Source organism: Bacillus sp. J33, from assembly GCF_000518885.1.
In the GTDB taxonomy this organism is placed as follows: domain Bacteria; phylum Bacillota; class Bacilli; order Bacillales; family Cytobacillaceae; genus Cytobacillus.
In genome coordinates, this window is record NZ_JAEL01000004.1 from 99,192 (window position 1) to 118,826 (window position 19,635).

At 41.4% G+C, this 19,635-nt stretch carries 15 protein-coding genes; 4 read left to right on the plus strand and 11 right to left on the minus strand.

The genetic code is table 11. The annotated features are described in order from the left end of the window. Positions 1 to 817: 817 nt before the first annotated feature. The 5 genes from L634_RS0101425 to L634_RS0101445 form a co-directional block, all read right to left on the minus strand. Complete coding sequence (locus L634_RS0101425; RefSeq protein WP_232233683.1) at positions 818 to 2,671, minus strand: nitrilase-related carbon-nitrogen hydrolase; 1,854 nt, start codon at positions 2,669 to 2,671, stop codon at positions 818 to 820. Positions 2,672 to 2,815: 144 nt separating this feature from the next. Then, entirely contained in the window at positions 2,816 to 4,141 is a 1,326-nt protein-coding gene (locus L634_RS0101430; protein ID WP_026580901.1) for a (Fe-S)-binding protein, read from the minus strand. Continuing rightward, positions 4,134 to 5,552: an FAD-binding oxidoreductase gene (locus L634_RS0101435; protein WP_034261697.1), complete on the minus strand. Its 1,419-nt coding sequence runs from the start codon at positions 5,550 to 5,552 to the stop codon at positions 4,134 to 4,136. The genes L634_RS0101430 and L634_RS0101435 overlap by 8 nt, the downstream gene beginning before the upstream one ends. Then, positions 5,545 to 6,429 carry a DUF6282 family protein gene (locus L634_RS0101440; RefSeq protein WP_026580903.1) on the minus strand — a complete coding sequence of 295 codons (885 nt, stop codon included), beginning with the start codon at positions 6,427 to 6,429 and terminating at the stop codon, positions 5,545 to 5,547. The genes L634_RS0101435 and L634_RS0101440 overlap by 8 nt, the downstream gene beginning before the upstream one ends. Beyond that, the gene (locus tag L634_RS0101445) at positions 6,401 to 7,330 is read right to left on the minus strand and encodes an alpha/beta hydrolase (RefSeq protein ID WP_026580904.1); all 930 of its coding nucleotides are present in this window, start codon (positions 7,328 to 7,330) and stop codon (positions 6,401 to 6,403) included. Before L634_RS0101445 ends, L634_RS0101440 begins: the two co-directional genes overlap by 29 nt. A gap of 170 nt (positions 7,331 to 7,500) precedes the next feature. On the opposite strand from L634_RS0101445, the gene L634_RS30380 reads away from it, so the two are divergent. Both L634_RS30380 and L634_RS0101455 read left to right on the plus strand, forming a co-directional pair. Continuing rightward, the gene (locus tag L634_RS30380) at positions 7,501 to 8,868 is read left to right on the plus strand and encodes a sodium/glutamate symporter (protein ID WP_034261700.1); all 1,368 of its coding nucleotides are present in this window, start codon (positions 7,501 to 7,503) and stop codon (positions 8,866 to 8,868) included. An 87-nt stretch (positions 8,869 to 8,955) separates the two neighbouring features. Then, entirely contained in the window at positions 8,956 to 9,687 is a 732-nt protein-coding gene (locus tag L634_RS0101455; RefSeq protein ID WP_026580905.1) for a FadR/GntR family transcriptional regulator, read from the plus strand. A gap of 318 nt (positions 9,688 to 10,005) precedes the next feature. Here L634_RS0101455 and L634_RS0101460 read toward each other — a convergent pair whose 3' ends face one another. After that, complete coding sequence (locus L634_RS0101460; RefSeq protein ID WP_232233684.1) at positions 10,006 to 10,617, minus strand: YitT family protein; 612 nt, start codon at positions 10,615 to 10,617, stop codon at positions 10,006 to 10,008. 79 nt (positions 10,618 to 10,696) lie between these two features. Between L634_RS0101460 and L634_RS0101465 the strand changes: the two genes are divergently transcribed. Next, positions 10,697 to 11,206, plus strand: coding sequence for a GNAT family N-acetyltransferase (locus L634_RS0101465; RefSeq protein WP_026580907.1), 510 nt, complete (start codon positions 10,697 to 10,699; stop codon positions 11,204 to 11,206). Positions 11,207 to 11,756: 550 nt separating this feature from the next. Here the strand turns inward: L634_RS0101465 and L634_RS0101470 are convergent. The 3 genes from L634_RS0101470 to L634_RS0101485 all read right to left on the minus strand — a co-directional run bounded on the left by L634_RS0101470 (position 11,757) and on the right by L634_RS0101485 (position 17,092). Continuing rightward, a complete protein-coding gene (locus L634_RS0101470) occupies positions 11,757 to 13,274 on the minus strand; it encodes an alpha/beta hydrolase (protein ID WP_026580908.1) in 1,518 nt (505 codons plus the stop codon). A 309-nt stretch (positions 13,275 to 13,583) separates the two neighbouring features. Beyond that, the gene (locus L634_RS0101475; protein WP_026580909.1) at positions 13,584 to 15,464 is read right to left on the minus strand and encodes a Xaa-Pro dipeptidyl-peptidase; all 1,881 of its coding nucleotides are present in this window, start codon (positions 15,462 to 15,464) and stop codon (positions 13,584 to 13,586) included. Between the two features lie 362 nt (positions 15,465 to 15,826). After that, positions 15,827 to 17,092: a YeeE/YedE family protein gene (locus L634_RS0101485; RefSeq protein ID WP_084028799.1), complete on the minus strand. Its 1,266-nt coding sequence runs from the start codon at positions 17,090 to 17,092 to the stop codon at positions 15,827 to 15,829. Positions 17,093 to 17,292: 200 nt separating this feature from the next. Here L634_RS0101485 and L634_RS0101490 point away from each other — a divergent pair, with 200 nt between their 5' ends. Beyond that, the gene (locus tag L634_RS0101490) at positions 17,293 to 18,720 is read left to right on the plus strand and encodes a polysaccharide deacetylase family protein (protein ID WP_026580912.1); all 1,428 of its coding nucleotides are present in this window, start codon (positions 17,293 to 17,295) and stop codon (positions 18,718 to 18,720) included. Positions 18,721 to 18,766: 46 nt separating this feature from the next. On the opposite strand, the gene L634_RS0101495 is transcribed toward L634_RS0101490, so the two are convergent. Together L634_RS0101495 and L634_RS0101500 are read right to left on the minus strand one after the other, a co-directional pair. Further along, entirely contained in the window at positions 18,767 to 19,135 is a 369-nt protein-coding gene (locus L634_RS0101495) for a nuclear transport factor 2 family protein (RefSeq protein ID WP_026580913.1), read from the minus strand. 4 nt (positions 19,136 to 19,139) lie between these two features. Continuing rightward, positions 19,140 to 19,625 (minus strand): GNAT family N-acetyltransferase, encoded by a 486-nt coding sequence (locus L634_RS0101500; RefSeq protein ID WP_026580914.1) that lies wholly within the window; start codon positions 19,623 to 19,625, stop codon positions 19,140 to 19,142. Positions 19,626 to 19,635: the final 10 nt, after the last annotated feature.

Consider the following 19,635-nt stretch of genomic DNA (forward strand, 5'->3'; position numbering starts at 1 on the left):
GAGGGGAAGCTCATCCCCTCTTTTTTAAATAACCGATAAATAAAGGTTTCCTTAAAAAATAGACAGACCAATCCCGTTGCTCTGAACATAGGCAGAGCCCTCAAACGTATGAAATTAACGAATGAAAAGCGGGAATCTTAATCTCATTGATGCTGTCAAAAGGAAAACCTCCATTTCACTTATAATTGAATTAATCATAACAAAAAAGGCACCATTTTGGCAAATACTTTCAAAATGCAAAAGGGGGATATTTTTAGGGCGAACATCCTCTTACTTCAGCCGTTTCCCTTATTTTCACCGGGCTATTGCTGAAATGCTGATGACGCGAAGGGACCGATCTATTGGAAAAGGGACCGAAAAAAATGAGTTTTTGACCGATAAATTGAGAAAATTGTTATATCGGATTTTCTTTTAACTTAAACAAATCCCCTCTCGCATACAATCAAGGCACGCTATCAGTTCAAATCCATTCTTTTTTTAAAAAATCAGCTAACCGAATATTACTTTCCTGTATCTTTTCCCTTATCGGGGAGATGAAGGACAATATGGAATAGAAGTACAAATGAAATGTCCTTCATAAAGGGGTTGAAGGACATATTGGATTAGAAGAACAGATAAAATGTCCTTCATACAGACTTTCAAGGCTTTTAATTCATTCTTCAACCCCTTGGCGTGCCCATTCCTTTTTGTTAGCCAATATTTAATAGTACAAACTTTAGGATAACTCATCTACACTTCATACATGAAACATTTGGGGATTCATTCACTTTCTTGATAAACCCGCTTTAAAATAAATCCTTGGAGGAAAAAAATCCACTTACCTCAATTCCTTGTTATACTTTGTCTCAATCAGCGGCAAAAAATAAGGGGTCCGGCGGGATAAAAGCAATAATTCCTGGTTAAACCACCAATCTGATTGTAGAGTTTTGAATTCAGCCACCAATGCTTCCTCTTTATCACTAGATGCTGCTACAGGCTGGTCAAGTCCGTACAAAGGATCTAGAGTGTATAGGCTGCTGCCGCCTAAATAGTTATTTTCTGTCCCCACATAGTTTGCTACTACAGTATAAGCTTGCGCACCGATTGCGACTGCATCCCAGGTCACCATGGCGCGATCTGGATATTTATTTGCTGACATCGTTTTATTAATTTCCATTTCTCCTCCATACTGACCATGCCAAGCAGAAGGAATTGCGATGATATCAGCACGTTTCACAGCTAATACTCCTGCTGCTTCAGGATATTGGGCATCCTCTCCGATAATCATTCCGATTTTCCCCAGATCCTCTGTTTGAAATACAGGTAAGGAATTCCCTTCTTTTGCCCACTTTCGATCACTTTCACTAAGGTGTGTTTTTTGATAGGCACCTGCAAGTTTCCCTTCTTTTGAAACAAGAATGGCAGAATTATATAAGTTATGATTATTTTTTTCTATTAACCCAAATACGATGGATACCTGATATTCTTTTGCAAGCTGTGATATAAATGAAGCAGATTCTCCATTTAAATCCTCTGCAAGCGATTCTATCTCAGTCACCTCTTTTCCATCTACTGGTCCTGTTAATGATAATTCAGGGAGCACAACGAAATTTAAGTCTTGATTCTGCGATTTAGCCTCTTTAAGTAATTTAGAAATTTTCCTCTTGTTTTTTTCCTTATCTCCAATTATAGGTTCATATTGTAAGGGTGCTGCGACAATTTCTTTCGAATCAGTGTTTTTAGTATAATCCCATGGTTCAATATAAAGCATTAGCTCTTGATAAATTTCCGGTCTCCTATTGGATAAATACTCTTTGTTTTTATTGTTATAAAGCTTAGGGTCAATTTCGGCATAGGTAATTGTGGGTTCATCTATGTCCTCCTCTTCTGTCATGACCACTTGTGCTTCTGCAAGCTTTTCGCCATTAGGCGACCAGACTGCGCTTCCGCCGATCATATGAAAATCTTTTTCAGTATTGGACCGGTTCGCACTAACAATATACATCCCATTTTGCTGTGCCCGAGCAGGCAAAGCCGAAATGGTTTGAGCGGATGAGTTCGTAGGAAAAGCTAAGATATCAGCACCTGCAATTCCAGCTAATCTTGCTGTCTCAAAATAAGCAGAATCCATGCAAATGTTTATGGCGATTTTCCCTATTTCTGTATCGAATACAGGCACTCCCAGATCTCCCCAGGCAGCCCAGTGCATCTCCGTTTCCCACAATTGGGTTTTACGATACTTTCCTATGTAGCCATCAGGTCCAACGAGAGCTGCAGAGTTATAGTACATATTGGTTTTTTCATCTACTTCGGGCATTCCAAATACCATGTATCCATTATATTTCTTTGTTAATTTTTCAAATTCTTCTGTTGTTTTGCCTGGAATGGTATCGACAAATGGTTTAATGGATTCCCGGTCGGCATAATAATATCCAGTTGTGGACATCTCTGGTGCTACAACAAGCTTAGCCCCATTTTTAAATGCCTTTTCAGCTACTTTCAATAGCTCCTCTACGTTTTTCTCTCTTTCGTTTAAGATTGGATTAAATTGAATGGATGCAACTTGAAACGGTTTAGCCATTTGCGAATTTTTTTCAGCTGATTCTTCTTTGGATGTGTTGGATGTACAACCTATTAACATAAGTAATGAAACAAATGCAATTACCAGAAAAACCTTTTTTGTGCCTTTCATATAACTACTCTCCCTCTGTTATTGAAATTACTTTTGCCCTGGGGGGTATTTACATCATGAAAAAAAGCCTCGGACATTTACACATTATTCATGTCCGAAAGCTTTTTCTAAGTTGTTTATTCATGTTAGCCATGTCTAAGAGTATCAGGTCCCAGCTGTCATTCCGCACGCTCTTGCCAGCAATTCGACAAGATGAATGGATTCAGGCTGCGCCTCACCAAAGGTATTGATGCCATGTGTCATTTGAATCAGGCATCCTGGGTTGGATGTTACAACAATATCCGGTTTAATCTGATTGACTTCACTCATTTTTCCATTCAGTATTTTCATGGATTCGTCGTATTGTTGAATATTATAGACGCCTCCTGATCCGCAGCATGAGTTTTTGCTTGGCAATTCTATATACTGGACTCCTGGAATACGTTTAATCAGCTTTTCCGGGTAAGCTCCCGCTTTTTGTACATTCGTTAAGTGACAAGAGGGCTGATAGGTGACGACCTTGTTTAATGGTTCAGTAAACGGCAGTGAATCCAGGGAATAAAGAACTTCCGTTATGTCTTTGACTTTTTTCGAAAAGCTCTTCGCCTTTGATTCCCATTCTGTACCGATTTCTTCCTCCAATAAATGGTCGTATTCTTGAAGGAGTGCCCCGCAGCCTCCTGCATTTGAAATAATCGAATCCACGTCGAATCGGTCAAATGCCTTAAGGTTTTCCTTGGCTAATTGCCGTGCTTGCTTCATCTGGCCCTGATGAGCATGAAGGGCTCCGCAGCAAGTTTGTTCTTCCGGAACATATACATCACATCCGGAAACCCGCAGAAGCTCGAGTGTATAATAGTTTACGTGATAGAAGACCGCATCATTAATACAGCCAAGGAATAAAGCCACTGTTTTTTTGGCCGTTTCCGTTTTCGCTTTATATAGTTTGCCTCTTTTAATCTGGTATTTCTTTGCAGGCACTTCAGGCAGAGCTTTCTCAAAGCTTCCGATCTTTTTAACGATTTTCTCTGGCAGATTGGCGGACCGGACCGCCTTCTGAAGACCGCTTTTTTGATAGAGGTAATAGGAATTGCTTAAAAGCTTCATCCTTTTTGGCTTCATAAACAGCTGGCTTAAGGCAAAATCCTTAAAGACATGGTTTTCTTTAACACTGACCTCCATATCGTGAATGGTTTCCTTCGCCTTTTCCAATATAGAACCGTATGGGACATTGACAGGACACGCCACTTCACAGGCTCGGCAGCCTAAACAAAGATCAATTGGTTCCTTTAAATCTTCCAAGATATCAATTTTTCCTTCAGCAGCCATTTTGACTAAGTTGATCCTTCCTCTGGGGGAGGCACTTTCCGTTCCCATCGAAGCATAAGTAGGGCAGGCTGGAAGACAATAGCCGCATTGGATACATTGGTTGACTTCATCATAAGCTTTCTCATAAAGCGTGTTTGCCTTTGTTGCCTCTGCATTAAGCATTATGCGTCAGCACCACCTTATTTTGCCCTTTTTTCGGAAACATCTTGCCAGGGTTGAGGACATTATTTGGATCCCAGGCTTCCTTTATTTTTTTCATTAAATCCAAGCTGAAACCGAGCTCATTACGCATATAGGGAGCCTTTAAAATTCCGATGCCATGTTCGCCTGAAAGCGTGCCCCCTAAATCAATCGCTGCCTGAAAAATTTCCCCGACAGCAAGCTCAACTTTTTTCATTTCCTCTATATTTCGTTTATCCGTAATAATATTTGGGTGCAAATTCCCGTCTCCTGCGTGCCCGAATACGACTAAATTCAATTCGTATTTTTCACGAATCGCATGCAGCTTCTCGATCATTTCCGGAATCTTGCTTCGCGGTACGGTTGCATCCTCTGAGATTTTCGTCGGGCCTAATTGGGTAATTGCCGGAGACACCATTTTGCGTGCCTTCCATACCTTTACCCGATCTTCTTCTGACTTGGCTACCTTTACCTTTGCCCCAGGGAAGGTTTGACAGATTTTTGAACATTTATCGATTTCTTCATTTACAGATGCTTCATGACCATCCAATTCAATAATGACAATCGCTTCAGCATCCAGTGGAAGACCTGAAGGCTGGTAATGTTCAACTGCTTCAATGCAGTATTTATCCATGAGCTCCATGGCTGCCGGCAGAACCCCGGATGATAAAATATTGGTTATGGCTTTTCCGGAATCCACCACACTTTGAAAGGAAGAAAGCAAGGTCATTTTGTGGGCTGGTTTCGGTATTAAGCGCAAAGTGATTTCAGTGACGACTCCAAGCAGTCCCTCTGAACCCACGATTAGTCTTGTCAAATCAAAGCCTGTCACATTTTTAACGGTTTTGCCGCCTGTGCGGACAATTTCCCCCGTTGGCGTAACCAGCTCCAATCCAATGACATATTCCTTCGTTGTCCCGTATTTTAAGCCTTTGGGCCCACTGGAATTTTCGAGAATATTCCCGCCAATTGTGGATACATGGGAACTGCTTGGATCGGGAGGATAAAATAGCCCCTCTTTTTCCGCCTCTTCATGTATCGTTGAGGTAATGATACTAGGTGTTACAATGGCGAGCATATTTTCTTTATCGATCATTAAGGATTTGGGATACTGAGACATATCAAGAACGATTCCCCCCATAGTAGGTAAAGGTCCGCCACTTAAAGAAGTAGCGGATCCTCTAGGATAGACAGGAATCTGATAGGTATTTGCCAGCATAATTATTTTACTTATTTCCTCTTTGGATTGAGGCTGAAGCACAACATCAGGCAAATATTCACCGAATGAGGCATCGAAGCTAAATGAATACAAATCGGTCTTCTTGGTAAGAATCCTTTTGTCTTGGACGATTCCCTTTAGCTCATTCAGGATTTGTTCATTTATCTTACCCATTTTTATCAACACCCAATAAGGTTCGTGGATTTTCATTGATCATTCGTATTACTTGGTCTTCCTTTACTCCATGTAAAAGAAGTTCTTCTACAAAGCGGTTTAAGGCATGGACAGGAGCCTCATGATGCGGCTGGCCATAATCAGTGACTAAAATACAGGACTCATATCCGATTATTTCAATCGTTTTTGCCATTTCTTCTATCGTTAAGTCGTGAAAATCCGAACTGCAGGCTAAGAAACATTTTTCGATTATGCAGCCTTGCGAGGCAAAATATTTCTGATCCTCCAGGGGAATTTTCGATATTCCCATATCCGCATGCTGGATTATTATTTTTTCCACACCTGCTTCTTTAGCTGCCCGGACGATTTCATGTTGCTCTTCTAAAGACAAATGACCTGTTGCCAATACCGCATCGTAGTCTTTAATTAGCTGAAAAATGTCTCTTACTTCATCAATCAGGCGGCCATTATCCCCAATCGATACGGTTTTTTCAGACAAAAGGGGATTCCCATTGAACAGTTTCGTATTTTTCTTTTTGAAGTACTGCTGATGCTGTCCGGCAGAAAGCGTGGGAAACCATACAACCTTTCCCCCCATTTTCAAAGCTGTTTCAACCGCATATGGATTAAGTCCCCCTACATGCTGGTTTAAAACTATTCCTCCAAAAACATGGATAGAGGGTTCTTTTTCCTTTATAAGAAAGGCGCGCTCAACGGTTGATGACTCATGGCTTTTTAAGACTAATCCGCCCATCTTTGCCATCTTCGCATCTTCTACAAGCTGCCAGTCCGTTTGCTTTCGGCTGAAAATGCTTGGTGCACTATGAACATGGAATTCATAAGCACCCTCAAGCAAGGGATGAAATTGATTTTTCATGTATACAGTTACCACCTTTGAACGCTTCTTGTAAGAATTTATCGAGCTGGTCGTTTAAGCGGATAAACTCAGCATGGTCTCCAAACATAAAATCATTATGTTTCCCGTCAATCCAATAGAATGTTTTTGGAGAGTTCGCCTGCTGGTAAAGCGAAACAGATTCTGACTTTGGATGCAGAAGATTATCTTTTCCATGGCCGATAAATAAAGGCACTGGAGAAATCTTCCCGACAACATCCTCTGCATTTGTCTCTAAAATAGAATCGGTAAATAGTAACTGTGTCTCATGCCCAAAGCCATAAACGGAAGACAGCTCATTTTCGACATAATCCTTTGTGGCAGGATCAAGCGGATAGTGAATAAAGGTTGCTTCTAATCGGGATTTTCCTGTAGTAGCCCTTAATTTTCGATCTTCCTCCAGCACTTTTTCAATTTCGGCGAATTCTACATATGAATGAATCGATTTCAGCCATCTTTCTCCATTATAGAATCCATTTAACCCAGCTACTGCTTTAACTCTTTTATCTTTCGCTGCCACATGGATGACGTTGCAAGCCCCCATTCCCCAGCCAATAAGTCCAATTTTTCCTGTATCTACGCTCTCGTGAGCCGATATGTAGCTAATCGCATGCTGGATATCCCGTACTTGCTCCTCTAATAGGACTCTTCCTTTCTCCCCTTCACTATCAGCAAAACCGCGATAGTCAAAACCAAAGCAAAGGTAGCCTTTTTGTGTTAATTTTTCCGCAAAAAGTTTCGGATAAAATTCATTAAAGCCTTGATATCCAGAGTTAATGATTACAGCCGGATATTGTTTCCGATCGTCAAATTGATCAGGGAAATAATAGCTTCCCTTCAACTTTAATCCATCACTATAAAACTCTACCTTTTTTTCTAACATACTATTCACCTCTTAAATTAATGATTTAAAAATGGAAGCGTTTAATCAAAGAACTTGTAATACAAGTATACTACTTGACGAACTTTTTTCAATAGATAATTGTAATTTTCGAAAAATATTGTATACTTGTAATACAATGTTAACGCTTACTATACATAAGGGGGAGAAATATGAACAATTTTTCGATTTGGTCTTTAATGGTGGACATCAGTATTATTTCTGGATTGCTTTTAGCGGGAACGATTTTGCGTGCAAAAATAAAATGGATTCAATCGCTGTTTTTACCTGCAAGTATGCTCGCAGGCTTTATAGGACTAGCCTTAGGTCCGAGTGGAGCAGATATACTCCCATTCTCTGATCAGCTATCCTCCTATCCAGGATTATTAATCGCCGTTATCTTTGCCTCCATTCCAATTGGAGCAGCAAAAGCTAACCTAAGGGATATTATTCACCGTGTAAGAGAAATGTGGTCTTACTCCATGCTGCTTACAGTACTAATGTGGGGCGGTGGTGCCCTTTTTGGTCTAATCGCTATTAATCAAGTATTTAAAGACTTGCCAAGTGGATTTGGCTTGATGCTGGGAGCTGGATTTTTAGGGGGGCACGGAACAGCAGCTGCATTAGGCGAAGGATTTAGCAAATATGGCTGGGATGAAGCAATGACTCTCGGCATGACATCTGCTACAGTCGGAATCTTAGTAGCGGTTTTAGGCGGATTGTTTCTGGTTAAAAGTAATACAGAAAAAGGGCATACACAATTTATATCCAATTATAAGGATTTACCTGCTGAACTGCGCTCTGGATTGATGCAGCCGGATAAACGAGTTGCAATGGGAAAAGAAACGGTTTCACCAAGTTCCATTGATCCATTAGTGATGCACCTGTCAATCATTGCTTTTGTTGTAGGTGTTTCCTATTGGGTAACAGGATTATTGGAATCCATTTTGCCGGGAATCTCAGTCCCTTTATTTAGTGTCGGCTTTATCGTAGCCTTACTCTTCCAAAATAGTATCAGGAAAATAAAAGCCGACTCTTATGTGGATCAGCGAATCATGGAAAGAATCGGCGGAAGTGCAACCGATTATTTAGTAGCAATCGGAATTGCATCCATTAATATTACAGTTGTTATGGATTATGCTGTGCCATTAATTTTACTATTTATTTTCGGAATCATTTGGGCATACCTTATTTTCCGATTTATTGGACCTAACATTTTCAAAAATTTCTGGTTTGAGAAATCTTTATTTGGCTGGGGATGGAGTACAGGAACTGTTGCAATGGGATTAGCTCTTCTTCGCATCGTTGACCCTGAGCTGAAAAGTAAAACAATGGACGATTATGCGCTTGCATACATTGGTATGGTCCCCGTTGAAATTGCTATCATCACATTTTCGCCTATACTTGTTTCCAATGGATCACCTTGGATAATGCCAATTGCTCTTCTCCTTATAGGTGCTCTCATTATTGCTGTCCATAAATATTTGGGCCTATGGGGCCTCAGTGATAAGGGAAACATCAGCCAAAAAAAAATTAGCTAAGAGTACTAAGAGCCTTTTATCATTGTTGTTAACCATTTCATGGTATAATACTAACAAATAAAAGGCTCTTCTAGTTAAGGAGAATCAATGATGATAGTCAGGAAACGTGTGTCTGATCAAATTATTGAAGAAATTAAAAACAAAATAAAATCCGGTGAATTTCCAGTTAATTCAAAACTGCCTTCAGAGAATGAATTAGCCAAAATGTTTAATGTGAGCCGGGTCCCTATAAGAGAAGCATTAAGTGCATTATCTTCACATGGTATAGTTGAATCCGTTCACGGAGGCGGAAATTGGGTTCGCCCGAAGCCAATAGAAAAACTTTTAGACCAGCCTTTAATAGAGGTAATATCGTACAAACAGATAATGGAGCTACTTGAAACAAGGATTATTCTTGAAACAAAAGCAGCTGCATTAGCTGCAAAACGTCATGACCAAGACGATTTGAATAAAATATACCAAGCCCAGGAAATGCTTTTTAAAGAATTGAATGATCCGGATAAAATTAATGATGAAGCAGATTTCCTATTCCATCGTTCTATTCTTTACTCCACAAAAAATGAAGTTCTCATTAAAACCTTAGAAAACTTATCTGAAATCTACTATAGAGCTTTGAAAGCCACCTTAACCATTAATACAAAAATTAAAGGGAAAAAGAAACAGGTCTATGAAGAACATCAATCCATTTTGAAGGCTATCTCCCTTCGAGATCATGAAAGTGCAGAAAAACTGATGCATACCCATTTATCCAATAGTATGGAGAAGCTAAAAGCATGGCAAGATGATTTTATTGATAGGAATTTAGATAAACAAAACTAAATCATAGAAGGATCTCTCCTAAGCTTGTTCCAGCATGCATTTGCTTTTACAAGCTTTTTTTATTTTCGGGCAAGGCTTTCATTCCCTTCTTCTTTCACCGATCTAAGATCCAATAGGACGGCGCTGCTTAAGCTTCCAGCTTTTCTCCTATTTCCACCTGGCCATTGCTGAAATGCCGATACGACGCGAAGTGACCGATAAAAATGAGTGTTTGACCGATATATCCCGAAACAGGGAGATTTACTAAACCTGTTTTACTTGATATAAGCTAAAAAAGTCATTAAATGATGAAAAAAGGCCGTCTCAAACGGCCTTTTTTCAGTGAACTTTATGATTTTCTGTCATCTTAAGGCGAAGTTCCAATCTGTAAATCACATCAATGATCCTCGTCCCAATCATCTGGCAGATAACCGCATATACAATAACCTTCCAGTCAACGACAATCCCGGTAAGCAGCAGCAAACTCCCATTTATGTAAAACAGCGTTCTGCCAGGCGCACATCCCCTGGCTTTTGAGATGATTAAAGCGAGAATATCCATACCGCCTGAGGAAGCCCCCATCCGGAATAGAATTCCTACACCCACTCCAAACACAACAGCCCCCAGCAAAAGATCAAGGAGGACCGGATTCAGAGGCCCTGTTACAAACGGAGTAAGGAAATCGATTGTAATCGAAGTAACAGACACACAAAACAAGGTCCAAAACACGCTGCTTTTCCCCAGCCACTTGGCAGCTGCCAGCAGCAGGCTGGCATTTAGAACCCATAAGGTAACCGAGTATGGCGTGTCCAATACATAATTTAATAACACAGCTAAACTCGCGGCACCGCCAGACGGGATAAAATGCGGGAATAAAAAGAACGTCATTGCGAGACCCTGAATGGCAGCTGCAATCCCAAGAACGATAGATTTATAGAGTATGGACATCATAAAAAATCTCCTAAACTTTTTTCCTGCCTCTATCTTATACTATTCTTATAAGAGAAGAAACCACGAGGTAGGTGCCATTATGTTAAAACGCTTTGAAACCGAACGCCTCATTCTCCGTACCATGCAGACAGATGACCTGGACGCGATTTTTCAGATTTGGGGAAGTGCCGAGGTAATGAAATATTGCGGCGGTGCCAGTACAAAAGAACGAATCCAGCGCTCTATCGAATTTTACCAGCGTTTACAGGCTGAAAAAGGCTACTCCGTCTATACAGTTTTACTGAAAGAAGCCTTTGCCATTGCCGGAGTTTGCGGATTTAACCCTGGAGAAAATACAGAAGAAGCCGAGCTTCTCTATCATTTTAATCAGCGCCACTGGGGAAAAGGCTACGCTGCAGAGGCTGCGGCCGCCTGCGTAACCGACATAAGAAACAATAATCCGCGAATCAGGAAGATCATCGCTGCTGTTGATCCAGCAAATCCCGCTTCAGGGAAAGTCTTATCGAAAATCGGCATGGCTACGGCAGGAATGAAGTGGTTTGATGATACACAGCAGGAGGAACTCTGCTTTGAATTGGATTTAACGTAAAAAGTGATTGCACTTGTATATTAAAATGAACATAATTGTTCATAACAACATGACATATTTTAATTAATGATTTAAATCTTTACTTAGATCGACTTTCAAACATTCTCTATCCGCCCTGCAATAGATTAAGGGAATCCTGAAGCAACTGCTAAAATGTTTATGTTCCTCATCCACCATTGCTCAATGGAGAGCCTCCCCGGCTTCGCTTCTATTAAAAAATTGTTTTTCTATGTATAAATCTATTAATCCTTGGACATAATCTTATACTGTATTCCCCCTCAACCTGAAAAGCATTTGCCCTAAAAATGGGCAGATGCTTCTTTTTTATTCTTCATCACCTTTTAAATGATAGACTTCTCTCATTAACTCTAGATGACTTTCAAACTAACGATTTGGGTTCCCAATGAAATAATGAGTTTGGTATGGTGTCCAAGGAAATTGCCTAGCCATCCAACCGTAACATGTATCCGTTGTTTGAATGGGGGCTATCGATATTTTTCATAAAACAAATCACCCATCCTGAACCAAAAATGAGTGATTAATAGGTTTTTTATTCACTTTTATATGGCTTAGACTTTACCCACTCAGCTATGTCATTGACTACATATTCTGGAATGTTAGCTGGGATAAGATATTCTTCAGGCATACTCATTTCTCCTTCGCCTTCTGTAAAGAAATGATTCAATTTTGGATATAACCGGTATTCAATATTGTCCCGATGAGAAAGCTCTTCTTTCCATATAGGAATCTCAATGTCTGATACCACCTGGTAATCCCGTCCGCCTTGAATAATAAGCAATGGTTTATTTTGAGCCTTTGCCATCTCTGCTGCTCTAATCCCATTTATAGAATCCCAAAACATTGCCTGACCAAGCTGAAATTCATTAGGAGGATTTTCTCCTGAGAAATCTGGATCATTTAACATTTCAAATTGTCTAGTATAAAACTCATATTCCTGCGGAGGAAGCTGGCCAATTGAAAGAAGGTATCCAAATTGATCAAGAACAACATCCTGAATCGTTCGTGCTGGTCCGCCCATCACGATCGCTCCTGCAATATTTTGTCTCTTGTCTTTATTGATCATTTGAGGCACCATCATACCACCTTGGCTATGTCCAAGAATATAAATTTGCTTATCGTCTATGTTTTTCTCTTTTTCAAGTAAACGTGCTGCAAGAAGAGCATCATCTGTTGTTTCTTTATCAACTGTGTGATTTTGATCTGCCATTGTTTTTGCTGAATGTTCATATGTCCGTTTATTGTACCGCAGTACAGCAATTCCTTTTGAGGCAAGACCATACGCCAAATCACGGAATGGCTTTAACGCATACGCTGCTTCATCCTTATCACTTGCTCCTGATCCTTGAACAAGGACAACTACTGGAAAAGGTCCCTTCCCTTTGGGCACAGTCAGGGTTCCAGGCAGGGCAAAATCTCCTTCTCCTATTACAACGTCTTTTTCCATAAAGGTATCTGGGTTACTGTATACAGGATCTGATGCAGACGGACCCGAATATGCATTTAACAGAAAATCATCTACTTTTCCAGACCGGTTCAATCTAAGTGTAAACGGAAACGCAGCTGCCTCGAATTGAAGTTCAACTTCTACGTTGGTATGGACTCGATTTGACTCCTTGACCTCAGCTGCTCCAAAACCGATGAAAGAACCTAGCTGTGGCTGTAATTGCTGAAGAAGCGAAGTCCAGTAGATTTCTAGCCATTGTTCGGAGATGGATTTCTTCAAAGCACGAGACGATGACTTAAAGGCTTGTCTATAGTTACCCGTTTCCATATCAGTAACAAATTGAACTGCATTCTGTACAAAACGATCTTGTTGTTTATTCGTTTCTACGGTTGGGCCTTTGCCAGCATGCACATCCTGCTCTTTTGGAACAATTGCGGGTAAATTTCGCAGGCTAAGAGAATTAGTTATGCTTACCGCATCCGTGCCACCTAGATTAATAGCTAAGTCTGATGAATATAACCTAGTAACTGGTTCCTTTCCAAATGCCATTGTCGGCACGCACAAAGAAATGATCAGCCCGAAAACAAGCCATTTTGTCCACATTGCATTTTTCAAAAGAAGTCCTCCTATTTATTTTTTTATCCTATGACTCTTATCGTTTCCCATTCTTACCAGCAATTTTTAATCTCTGCCGGAAGCCGCCGGCTTATAGGTAGAGAAGAATTCTAAATCTCCAGGCTTAAATTACCTTTAGGAACGGGTATCGTTTTGTTGTATGGTGATTGGGCAATCTCGTATAGATCAATTCCCGCTTGTACGATAGCATATTCTAGTAATCCCGAACAGAATTCAATAAAAACTCCTAAATAAGGACGAGCCTGCACCTATCGCAGACCCGTCTCTTCTATTCTATTAAAACCCAAGTGCCTTTCTTCCATTTACAACAGGGAGGCTGATATAACTTTGTCCAAGATCCACTTCAAATGTGGCACCCGTTGTTGAAGGGATCGTGCGTCTGCGATCACTGCCGGCAATAATGACACCAATGCGGTGCCCTTTTTTAAACACATAATCCTCAGGCAATGCCTCCCATTCAAACTTATAGCTCTTGCCTTCTTTTAATGAATCATCCAGCTCAATTGTTTTCCAGTTTTGCGGATCGAACCACCCTCTGGTAACAACTTCATATGGAGCAGTGTGAGTGGTTTTCTCCGTTTCTTTGTAGCAAGCATCATCTGTAGAGATGCTTTCTCCCCAGCAGCTTTCCGTGTCCAGTGTCCGGACCCCTTCACCCCGGCTTTCATGGTTGATGCGGGTATCCGTACCATAGTCCACAATTAAAACAGTCAAATTGGAGTCCTCTTTATCCACTTTTGCCCGGAGCGAGATTTCCGGTATCCCGCTAAAACGGACATCCTCATCGAGCGGCTCGGAAAGAAAAGCCAGGCGGTCGCTTTTGACAACCGTTTCGTTTGATACCATTTGCTGTTCCGTTTGTGCCGGATTATCTGTGAACGATTGCTTTACATTGCCCTGTACAGGACCCGTTGTTAATGCACCGTTTGTATTTTCATTTTCTCCTGGAGCTAAGCGGATTTTAACATTTGCTGCATCTTTATCCGGCCATGAAGATTGAGTTTCCCATTGATCTGCTCCTCTTTCGATATCAACAGCCGGCTCGTCCATAATGCCATTTTCAATATCCATCAGCCAATAATCGAACCAGCGGTGGAGGGTATCAACCCACTCTGCCCTTCTGAAATCAAACGGGTCGACATGGCCAGTTTGGGTAAGCCACAGTTTTCGCGGAACATCTTCTTTGGAAAGGGCTGTCCACCAATCGGCAAGGTGATTCATTTTAACATTGAAGTCATTTAAACCATGCACTGCAAACACACTTGCCTTTACATTTTTAACATCCTTAACGTAGTTTCTTTCATCCCAGAACTCATTATAATCGCCTGATTGATCATCCGCTTCCGCATTCAGCCGATCAAAAACAGGCCTGCAGGCGTCTTGGCGGGAGCTGCTGACAACCCTGCTCGCCAAGCCTCCTGGTCCATTGTTGTAATATGTAAGCCCTGCGTAGCGGTAATAATTATACCAGCTGCTAATCGCCCCGATTGGAACAATTGTTTTTAAACCTTCTACTCCTGTGGCCGCCACTCCATTCGCTAACGTGCCATCATAGGATTTCCCAATCATCCCGACATTTCCGGTTGTCCAGTCTGCTTCCACTTCTTGATTGTTCTTATCCCAGGCCTTCGCTCTGCCATTCATCCAATCAATAACTACTCTTATACTTTCAATCTCTTCATATCCGCCCGTTGTAGGACAGCCATCAGAATTATTCGTTCCGACCATTTCGGGCAAAGCCACTGCATAGCCTCTTGGAACAAAATAATTATCATAAAACAGAGGGAACTTCTCGTTCATGCCATCTTTGTCCCGATCTTTCACTTCACTTTCATTTCCTCTTCCAAGGCTTTCATAGTAAGGGCTGGCATCCATGATTACCGGTACCTTAAGGCCTTCTTCCGTTTCTTTCGGACGAATGATATCCACTGCAATCCTGTCTGCTTTTCCGTTTTCATCCGAATCCAGAGTTGACTCGACATAAACAGTCTCACGAATAGCCTCTTCATATGAATAAATCGGCTGAGACTTCAGGTCCTCGATTTGGACTGGTTTTTCTTTTGCAGCTGCATGGTCAGTGGTGTAGGTAATTGATGATAGAGTCATAGAAATGACGGCTAACATAGCTGCAGATCTGAGAAGCCTTTTCTTTTTCATAAAATCCCTCCTCCGCTATTTGTCTCTCATTATATTTCGAGTATTGAAATATTAATAGATTACTTATTCCTAATATTTAGTATTTTTCAAAATTTTTCTATTTGTCTTTTATAGGAAAAAAGTCTTGTTAAATGACTTATGCTCACATTCTCAGGCTGTCTCCGCTTTGAAACGTTGAAACTTGATTTGTTTGCTAATTTTACCGATTTATTCGCCAGTTTCCTGAGCTTGTTCGCAGAATTCCTTGATTTATTCGCTATTTTCATTGGTTTGTTCGCTAAAAATCAAACTTTATTCGCTAACTTCACATTTACTTTCAAACAAAAAAAGCCTGGTACCCATTCCGAGTACCAAGCCTATTTTTAACATACCGAATCGGTAGATTTCGGGTTCTTTAATCCAAACAGCGGACGGATGAACAGTGCCACACCTGTGCCAAGCATCGCCATGATCGCCCATACCCAGCCGTGCAGGCTGAAGGAAGCAATACCGCCGAAGTAGGCGCCGATGTTGCAGCCGAATGCAAGACGCGAACCGTAGCCCATTAGCAGCCCGCCGACTATTGCTGCACCTGCTACACCCGGCTTTATTTTTCCAGGTTTGAAGTTCCCTTGAGCTGCCGCTGAAATGAAGGCTCCAAGGATAATACCGAAGTTCATGACACTCGTTGAATCAGCCAGAACCGTGTTTTTCAGTGCCGCTAAATTCGCATCTGATGAGAAATAGCCCCAAGCTGTTACGTCTACTCCCATTGCCATCAAGGCTTTTCCGCCCCATAGTGCGAATGCGGAGGTGATGCCCCAAGGTGTGCCGCGGACAGTTAGTGTTAAAGCGTTTAATAAAGCCAAAACAATCGCTGCGGCGAATAAAGGCCATGAACCTCTTAAAATCTTTTTCCAGCCAGTTGTAGTAGGCAGTGCCTTCATCATTGGCGCGTTTTTCTTTTTCGCAATTTGCAATGTCACCCAATAAATCAGTGCGAACAGTGCAAGCTGAAGCACAAGGGCTCCGCCGTATCCCAATCCGGTTGAAGTAGCCAATGAGATTGGAGGCAGCGCAGGTGTTTCTTCCATCCAGAATGAGAAATGGTACGCTCCAATTGTGGAGCCGACAATGAAAGCAAGCAGTGTGAGGATCATGGAAGACTGCCCGCCACCAACAGAGTACAATGTTCCGGATGCACACCCATTGCCGAGCTGCATGCCGATCCCAAACATAAAGGAACCAACCAGGACACTCACCCCAACTGGTGAGACATATCCTTTAGGCTCCATTCCTGTAAAGCTGAAGCCTGTGCTTAAAATAATCGCAAAAAGCGCAGACGCAACTGCAAGCATGAGCATATGCGCCTGCAGGCCTTGCCCGTTTCCTACGCTGGCAAAGCGCCTGAACGCCGATGTAAAGCCAAAGCGCGCGTGAAGCAATGTCATCCCAAGCGCAATTCCAATAATAAAGAGCACACCTTGAGTCATATTAGCTGCATTTATAATGGAAATGAACAAAATAATAGCCGCAAGAACGCCAGCTGCAACAAAAGGTTTCTGTATTGGATTTAAATTGGTCACAACCGTTGTTGGAGCAGAAATCCATTTTTTAGTAGGGTTGTTTTGAATATCAACTTGAGCCAACTTCATTCACTCCTTTTCTTATCTTTTTAGTCGGAATAAAGTGTTATTCTAAACTATATTCTCGGAAATGTAAATGGTGAAATCTTCTACTAAAAAGAAACTTTTTTCCATGAACTCCTATGCCTTTCCTACTCTTACCTGCTATAATTATATCTTTGGAGATTACTATTATTTTTTAAATAGGAAAGGAAAGAATTGCATTGCTTAAGCGGTTAAAATGGCCTTCATTGTTGTTATGCTTCTTCATCTTTGGTATTTATTTGTTCATCAGCTCGTTTGCTGATAATAGTCTGAAGGCTGTTTCCAACATCGAAACAACCTCCTCAAAAGCATTCCCCGGATTAAACCTTGAAACCCGTACAAAGGAAACAGAATTGTATACTTTTGCCATTAGCACTCCGATAACGGAGAACGAGAGTTTGAATAAACCGATTAAGGAATGGATTAAAGCACAGGAAAGAGATTTCCTTGCCAATGTAAAGAGCAACAAGCAAATCCTGGCCAGTGAGGATTTGCGTGCTCATCTTAATATACAGGTAAATCCAAAAAAGGCTTCCGAAATGATGTACACACTTGTTTTTGAAGCTTACCAAATCACAGGCGGCGCAAATGGGCAAACAGCGGTTCAAACGTTTACCATTGATATGGCCAATCAGAAGATTGTGCAGCTTGAGGAAGTCCTCCATTTAGATGAGGAATCAATGGGCAGCATGACGTCCATCATAAAAAAACAAATCAGCCAGGACAAAGACATCCAGAATTATGTAATGGACGATCTGCTGGATGAAGCATTGTCAAACCCTTCCGGCTGGAGATGGGCATTAAGCCAGAAGAATTTCACTCTTTACTTTAATGAGTATGAAATCGCTGCTGGTGCTGCCGGACCCGTTCAGGTTAAAATTCCGGTTGAACAGATCCGCCCCTTTTTAAAGGAAGGAATCGCCAAGCATTTGAAACTGCCGACGAATTCCCTGCCAGAACCAGAGAAAGCAGTGCCGGAGAAAACTCCACTGGACCCTAATGGCAAATACATCGCCCTTACCTTTGATGATGGACCAAGTCCCAAAGTCACACCGCTGATCCTGGATATCTTAAAAGAACACAAAGCAAAAGCAACATTTTATATGCTGGGCAGCCAGGCACAATTTTACCCGACGGTCGCAAGCAGAGTCGCTGAAGAAGGACATGAGATCGGAAACCATAGCGATAGCCATGCGGACTTGTCTTCTCTTCGTGAAAAACAAATCCGGAAAGAGATTGAAGAAGCGAGTGCAAAAATCAAAGAAGCTAGCGGCCAGCTGCCTTCTACTGTCCGTCCTCCTTATGGAGCTATGAATGAAGACGTTAAAAAAATCGCAGAGGCAACAGGGACACCGCTGATCCTCTGGTCCGTCGATTCACTCGACTGGAAGAGCCGAAACGCTTCATCCATTCATAAGGTGGTCATGAATAATGCAGTACCAGGCTCGATTGTCCTTATGCATGATATTCACATGCCTACTGCTGAAGCACTGCCCGAATTGCTAAAGTCGCTAAAAAAAGAGGGCTACGAATTCATTACTGTTTCACAGCTCCTTTCCCTGCAGGAACAGGAAGTAACCGGAACTTTTTATGGGAAAAGGTATTAGCTGCACCATACAGAACGCTTAGAGAGGCGCCTCTCTCTAAGCGTTTTTACTTCAAATCCTCTAATTCAAGCTTAGTCATTGTCCCTTGATGGAAAAATAACTGCCACCGGCCATCAATCCTTTTCCAAATGGAGCTGCGAAGTGTGTTGCGGTTTCTGGTTTTATCTTTAATATAATAGGTCGATAGAACAACATCCGGTGCAAGCGGGTGAATTTCAAAATTATGTAATGTCATTTCCGTTAAACCTACCCCGCTTTCAAGGCATTCTTTTTTCGTAAACATATACCCTGAACTGCCGATTTCAAAGAAATCATCCGCAAGGATCTGATCCATTGCTTCCCTGCTTTTGCGATTTTCCAAACAAATGTGGCTTTCCTCCAATTTTTGCAAGTGATTCTTTAATGCTGAATCCATCCTTTCACCTCATCCCTCTATCAATTTCTTTAACTGACTCTGAGGATTTTTCATAAAGCTTTATTGAGCCGCCAAAAGCACCGTATACTTCGCCACTATGCGTCCAGCCGTATTTTTCATAATATCCTTCCAGATCAGTAGTGAGATAGAGTTTTTCAAATCCCAGTTTTGCTGCTTCACTCAAGGCATGATCCAGCAGTACGGATCCCAGCTTTCTTCCCCTGTATTCCTCATTGACATATACACAGGCGAGCCAGGGGTATAAATCCTGGCGGCTATTTAGATCATTCCTGATCAAAGCATAAGTGCCTATGATTCTTTCATTCTCGATTGCTGCATAAAATAATGGGATTCCATCGGCCGATGTACCGGAATGGATCATACAATCATGGTAGAATGGATAGTTAGAATCGTTCCCCCACTGTTCCCAATACACTTGAACCGCTTTCTCGAATAAATTTGGGTGCTTATGTATTTCGACTATCTTCATTTCATTCTCC

Bases quoted from the DNA above. Each gene is read 5' to 3' on its own strand.
- L634_RS0101425 (WP_232233683.1), bottom strand. From the start codon at position 2,671: ATGAAAGGCACAAAAAAGGTTTTTCTGGTAATTGCATTTGTTTCATTA.
- L634_RS0101430 (WP_026580901.1), bottom strand. From the start codon at position 4,141: ATGCTTAATGCAGAGGCAACAAAGGCAAACACGCTTTATGAGAAAGCT.
- L634_RS0101435 (WP_034261697.1), bottom strand. From the start codon at position 5,552: ATGGGTAAGATAAATGAACAAATCCTGAATGAGCTAAAGGGAATCGTC.
- L634_RS0101440 (WP_026580903.1), bottom strand. From the start codon at position 6,429: ATGAAAAATCAATTTCATCCCTTGCTTGAGGGTGCTTATGAATTCCAT.
- L634_RS0101445 (WP_026580904.1), bottom strand. From the start codon at position 7,330: ATGTTAGAAAAAAAGGTAGAGTTTTATAGTGATGGATTAAAGTTGAAG.
- L634_RS30380 (WP_034261700.1), top strand. From the start codon at position 7,501: ATGAACAATTTTTCGATTTGGTCTTTAATGGTGGACATCAGTATTATT.
- L634_RS0101455 (WP_026580905.1), top strand. From the start codon at position 8,956: ATGATGATAGTCAGGAAACGTGTGTCTGATCAAATTATTGAAGAAATT.
- L634_RS0101460 (WP_232233684.1), bottom strand. From the start codon at position 10,617: ATGATGTCCATACTCTATAAATCTATCGTTCTTGGGATTGCAGCTGCC.
- L634_RS0101465 (WP_026580907.1), top strand. From the start codon at position 10,697: ATGTTAAAACGCTTTGAAACCGAACGCCTCATTCTCCGTACCATGCAG.
- L634_RS0101470 (WP_026580908.1), bottom strand. From the start codon at position 13,274: ATGTGGACAAAATGGCTTGTTTTCGGGCTGATCATTTCTTTGTGCGTG.
- L634_RS0101475 (WP_026580909.1), bottom strand. From the start codon at position 15,464: ATGAAAAAGAAAAGGCTTCTCAGATCTGCAGCTATGTTAGCCGTCATT.
- L634_RS0101495 (WP_026580913.1), bottom strand. From the start codon at position 19,135: ATGGATTCAGCATTAAAGAATCACTTGCAAAAATTGGAGGAAAGCCAC.
- L634_RS0101500 (WP_026580914.1), bottom strand. From the start codon at position 19,625: ATGAAGATAGTCGAAATACATAAGCACCCAAATTTATTCGAGAAAGCG.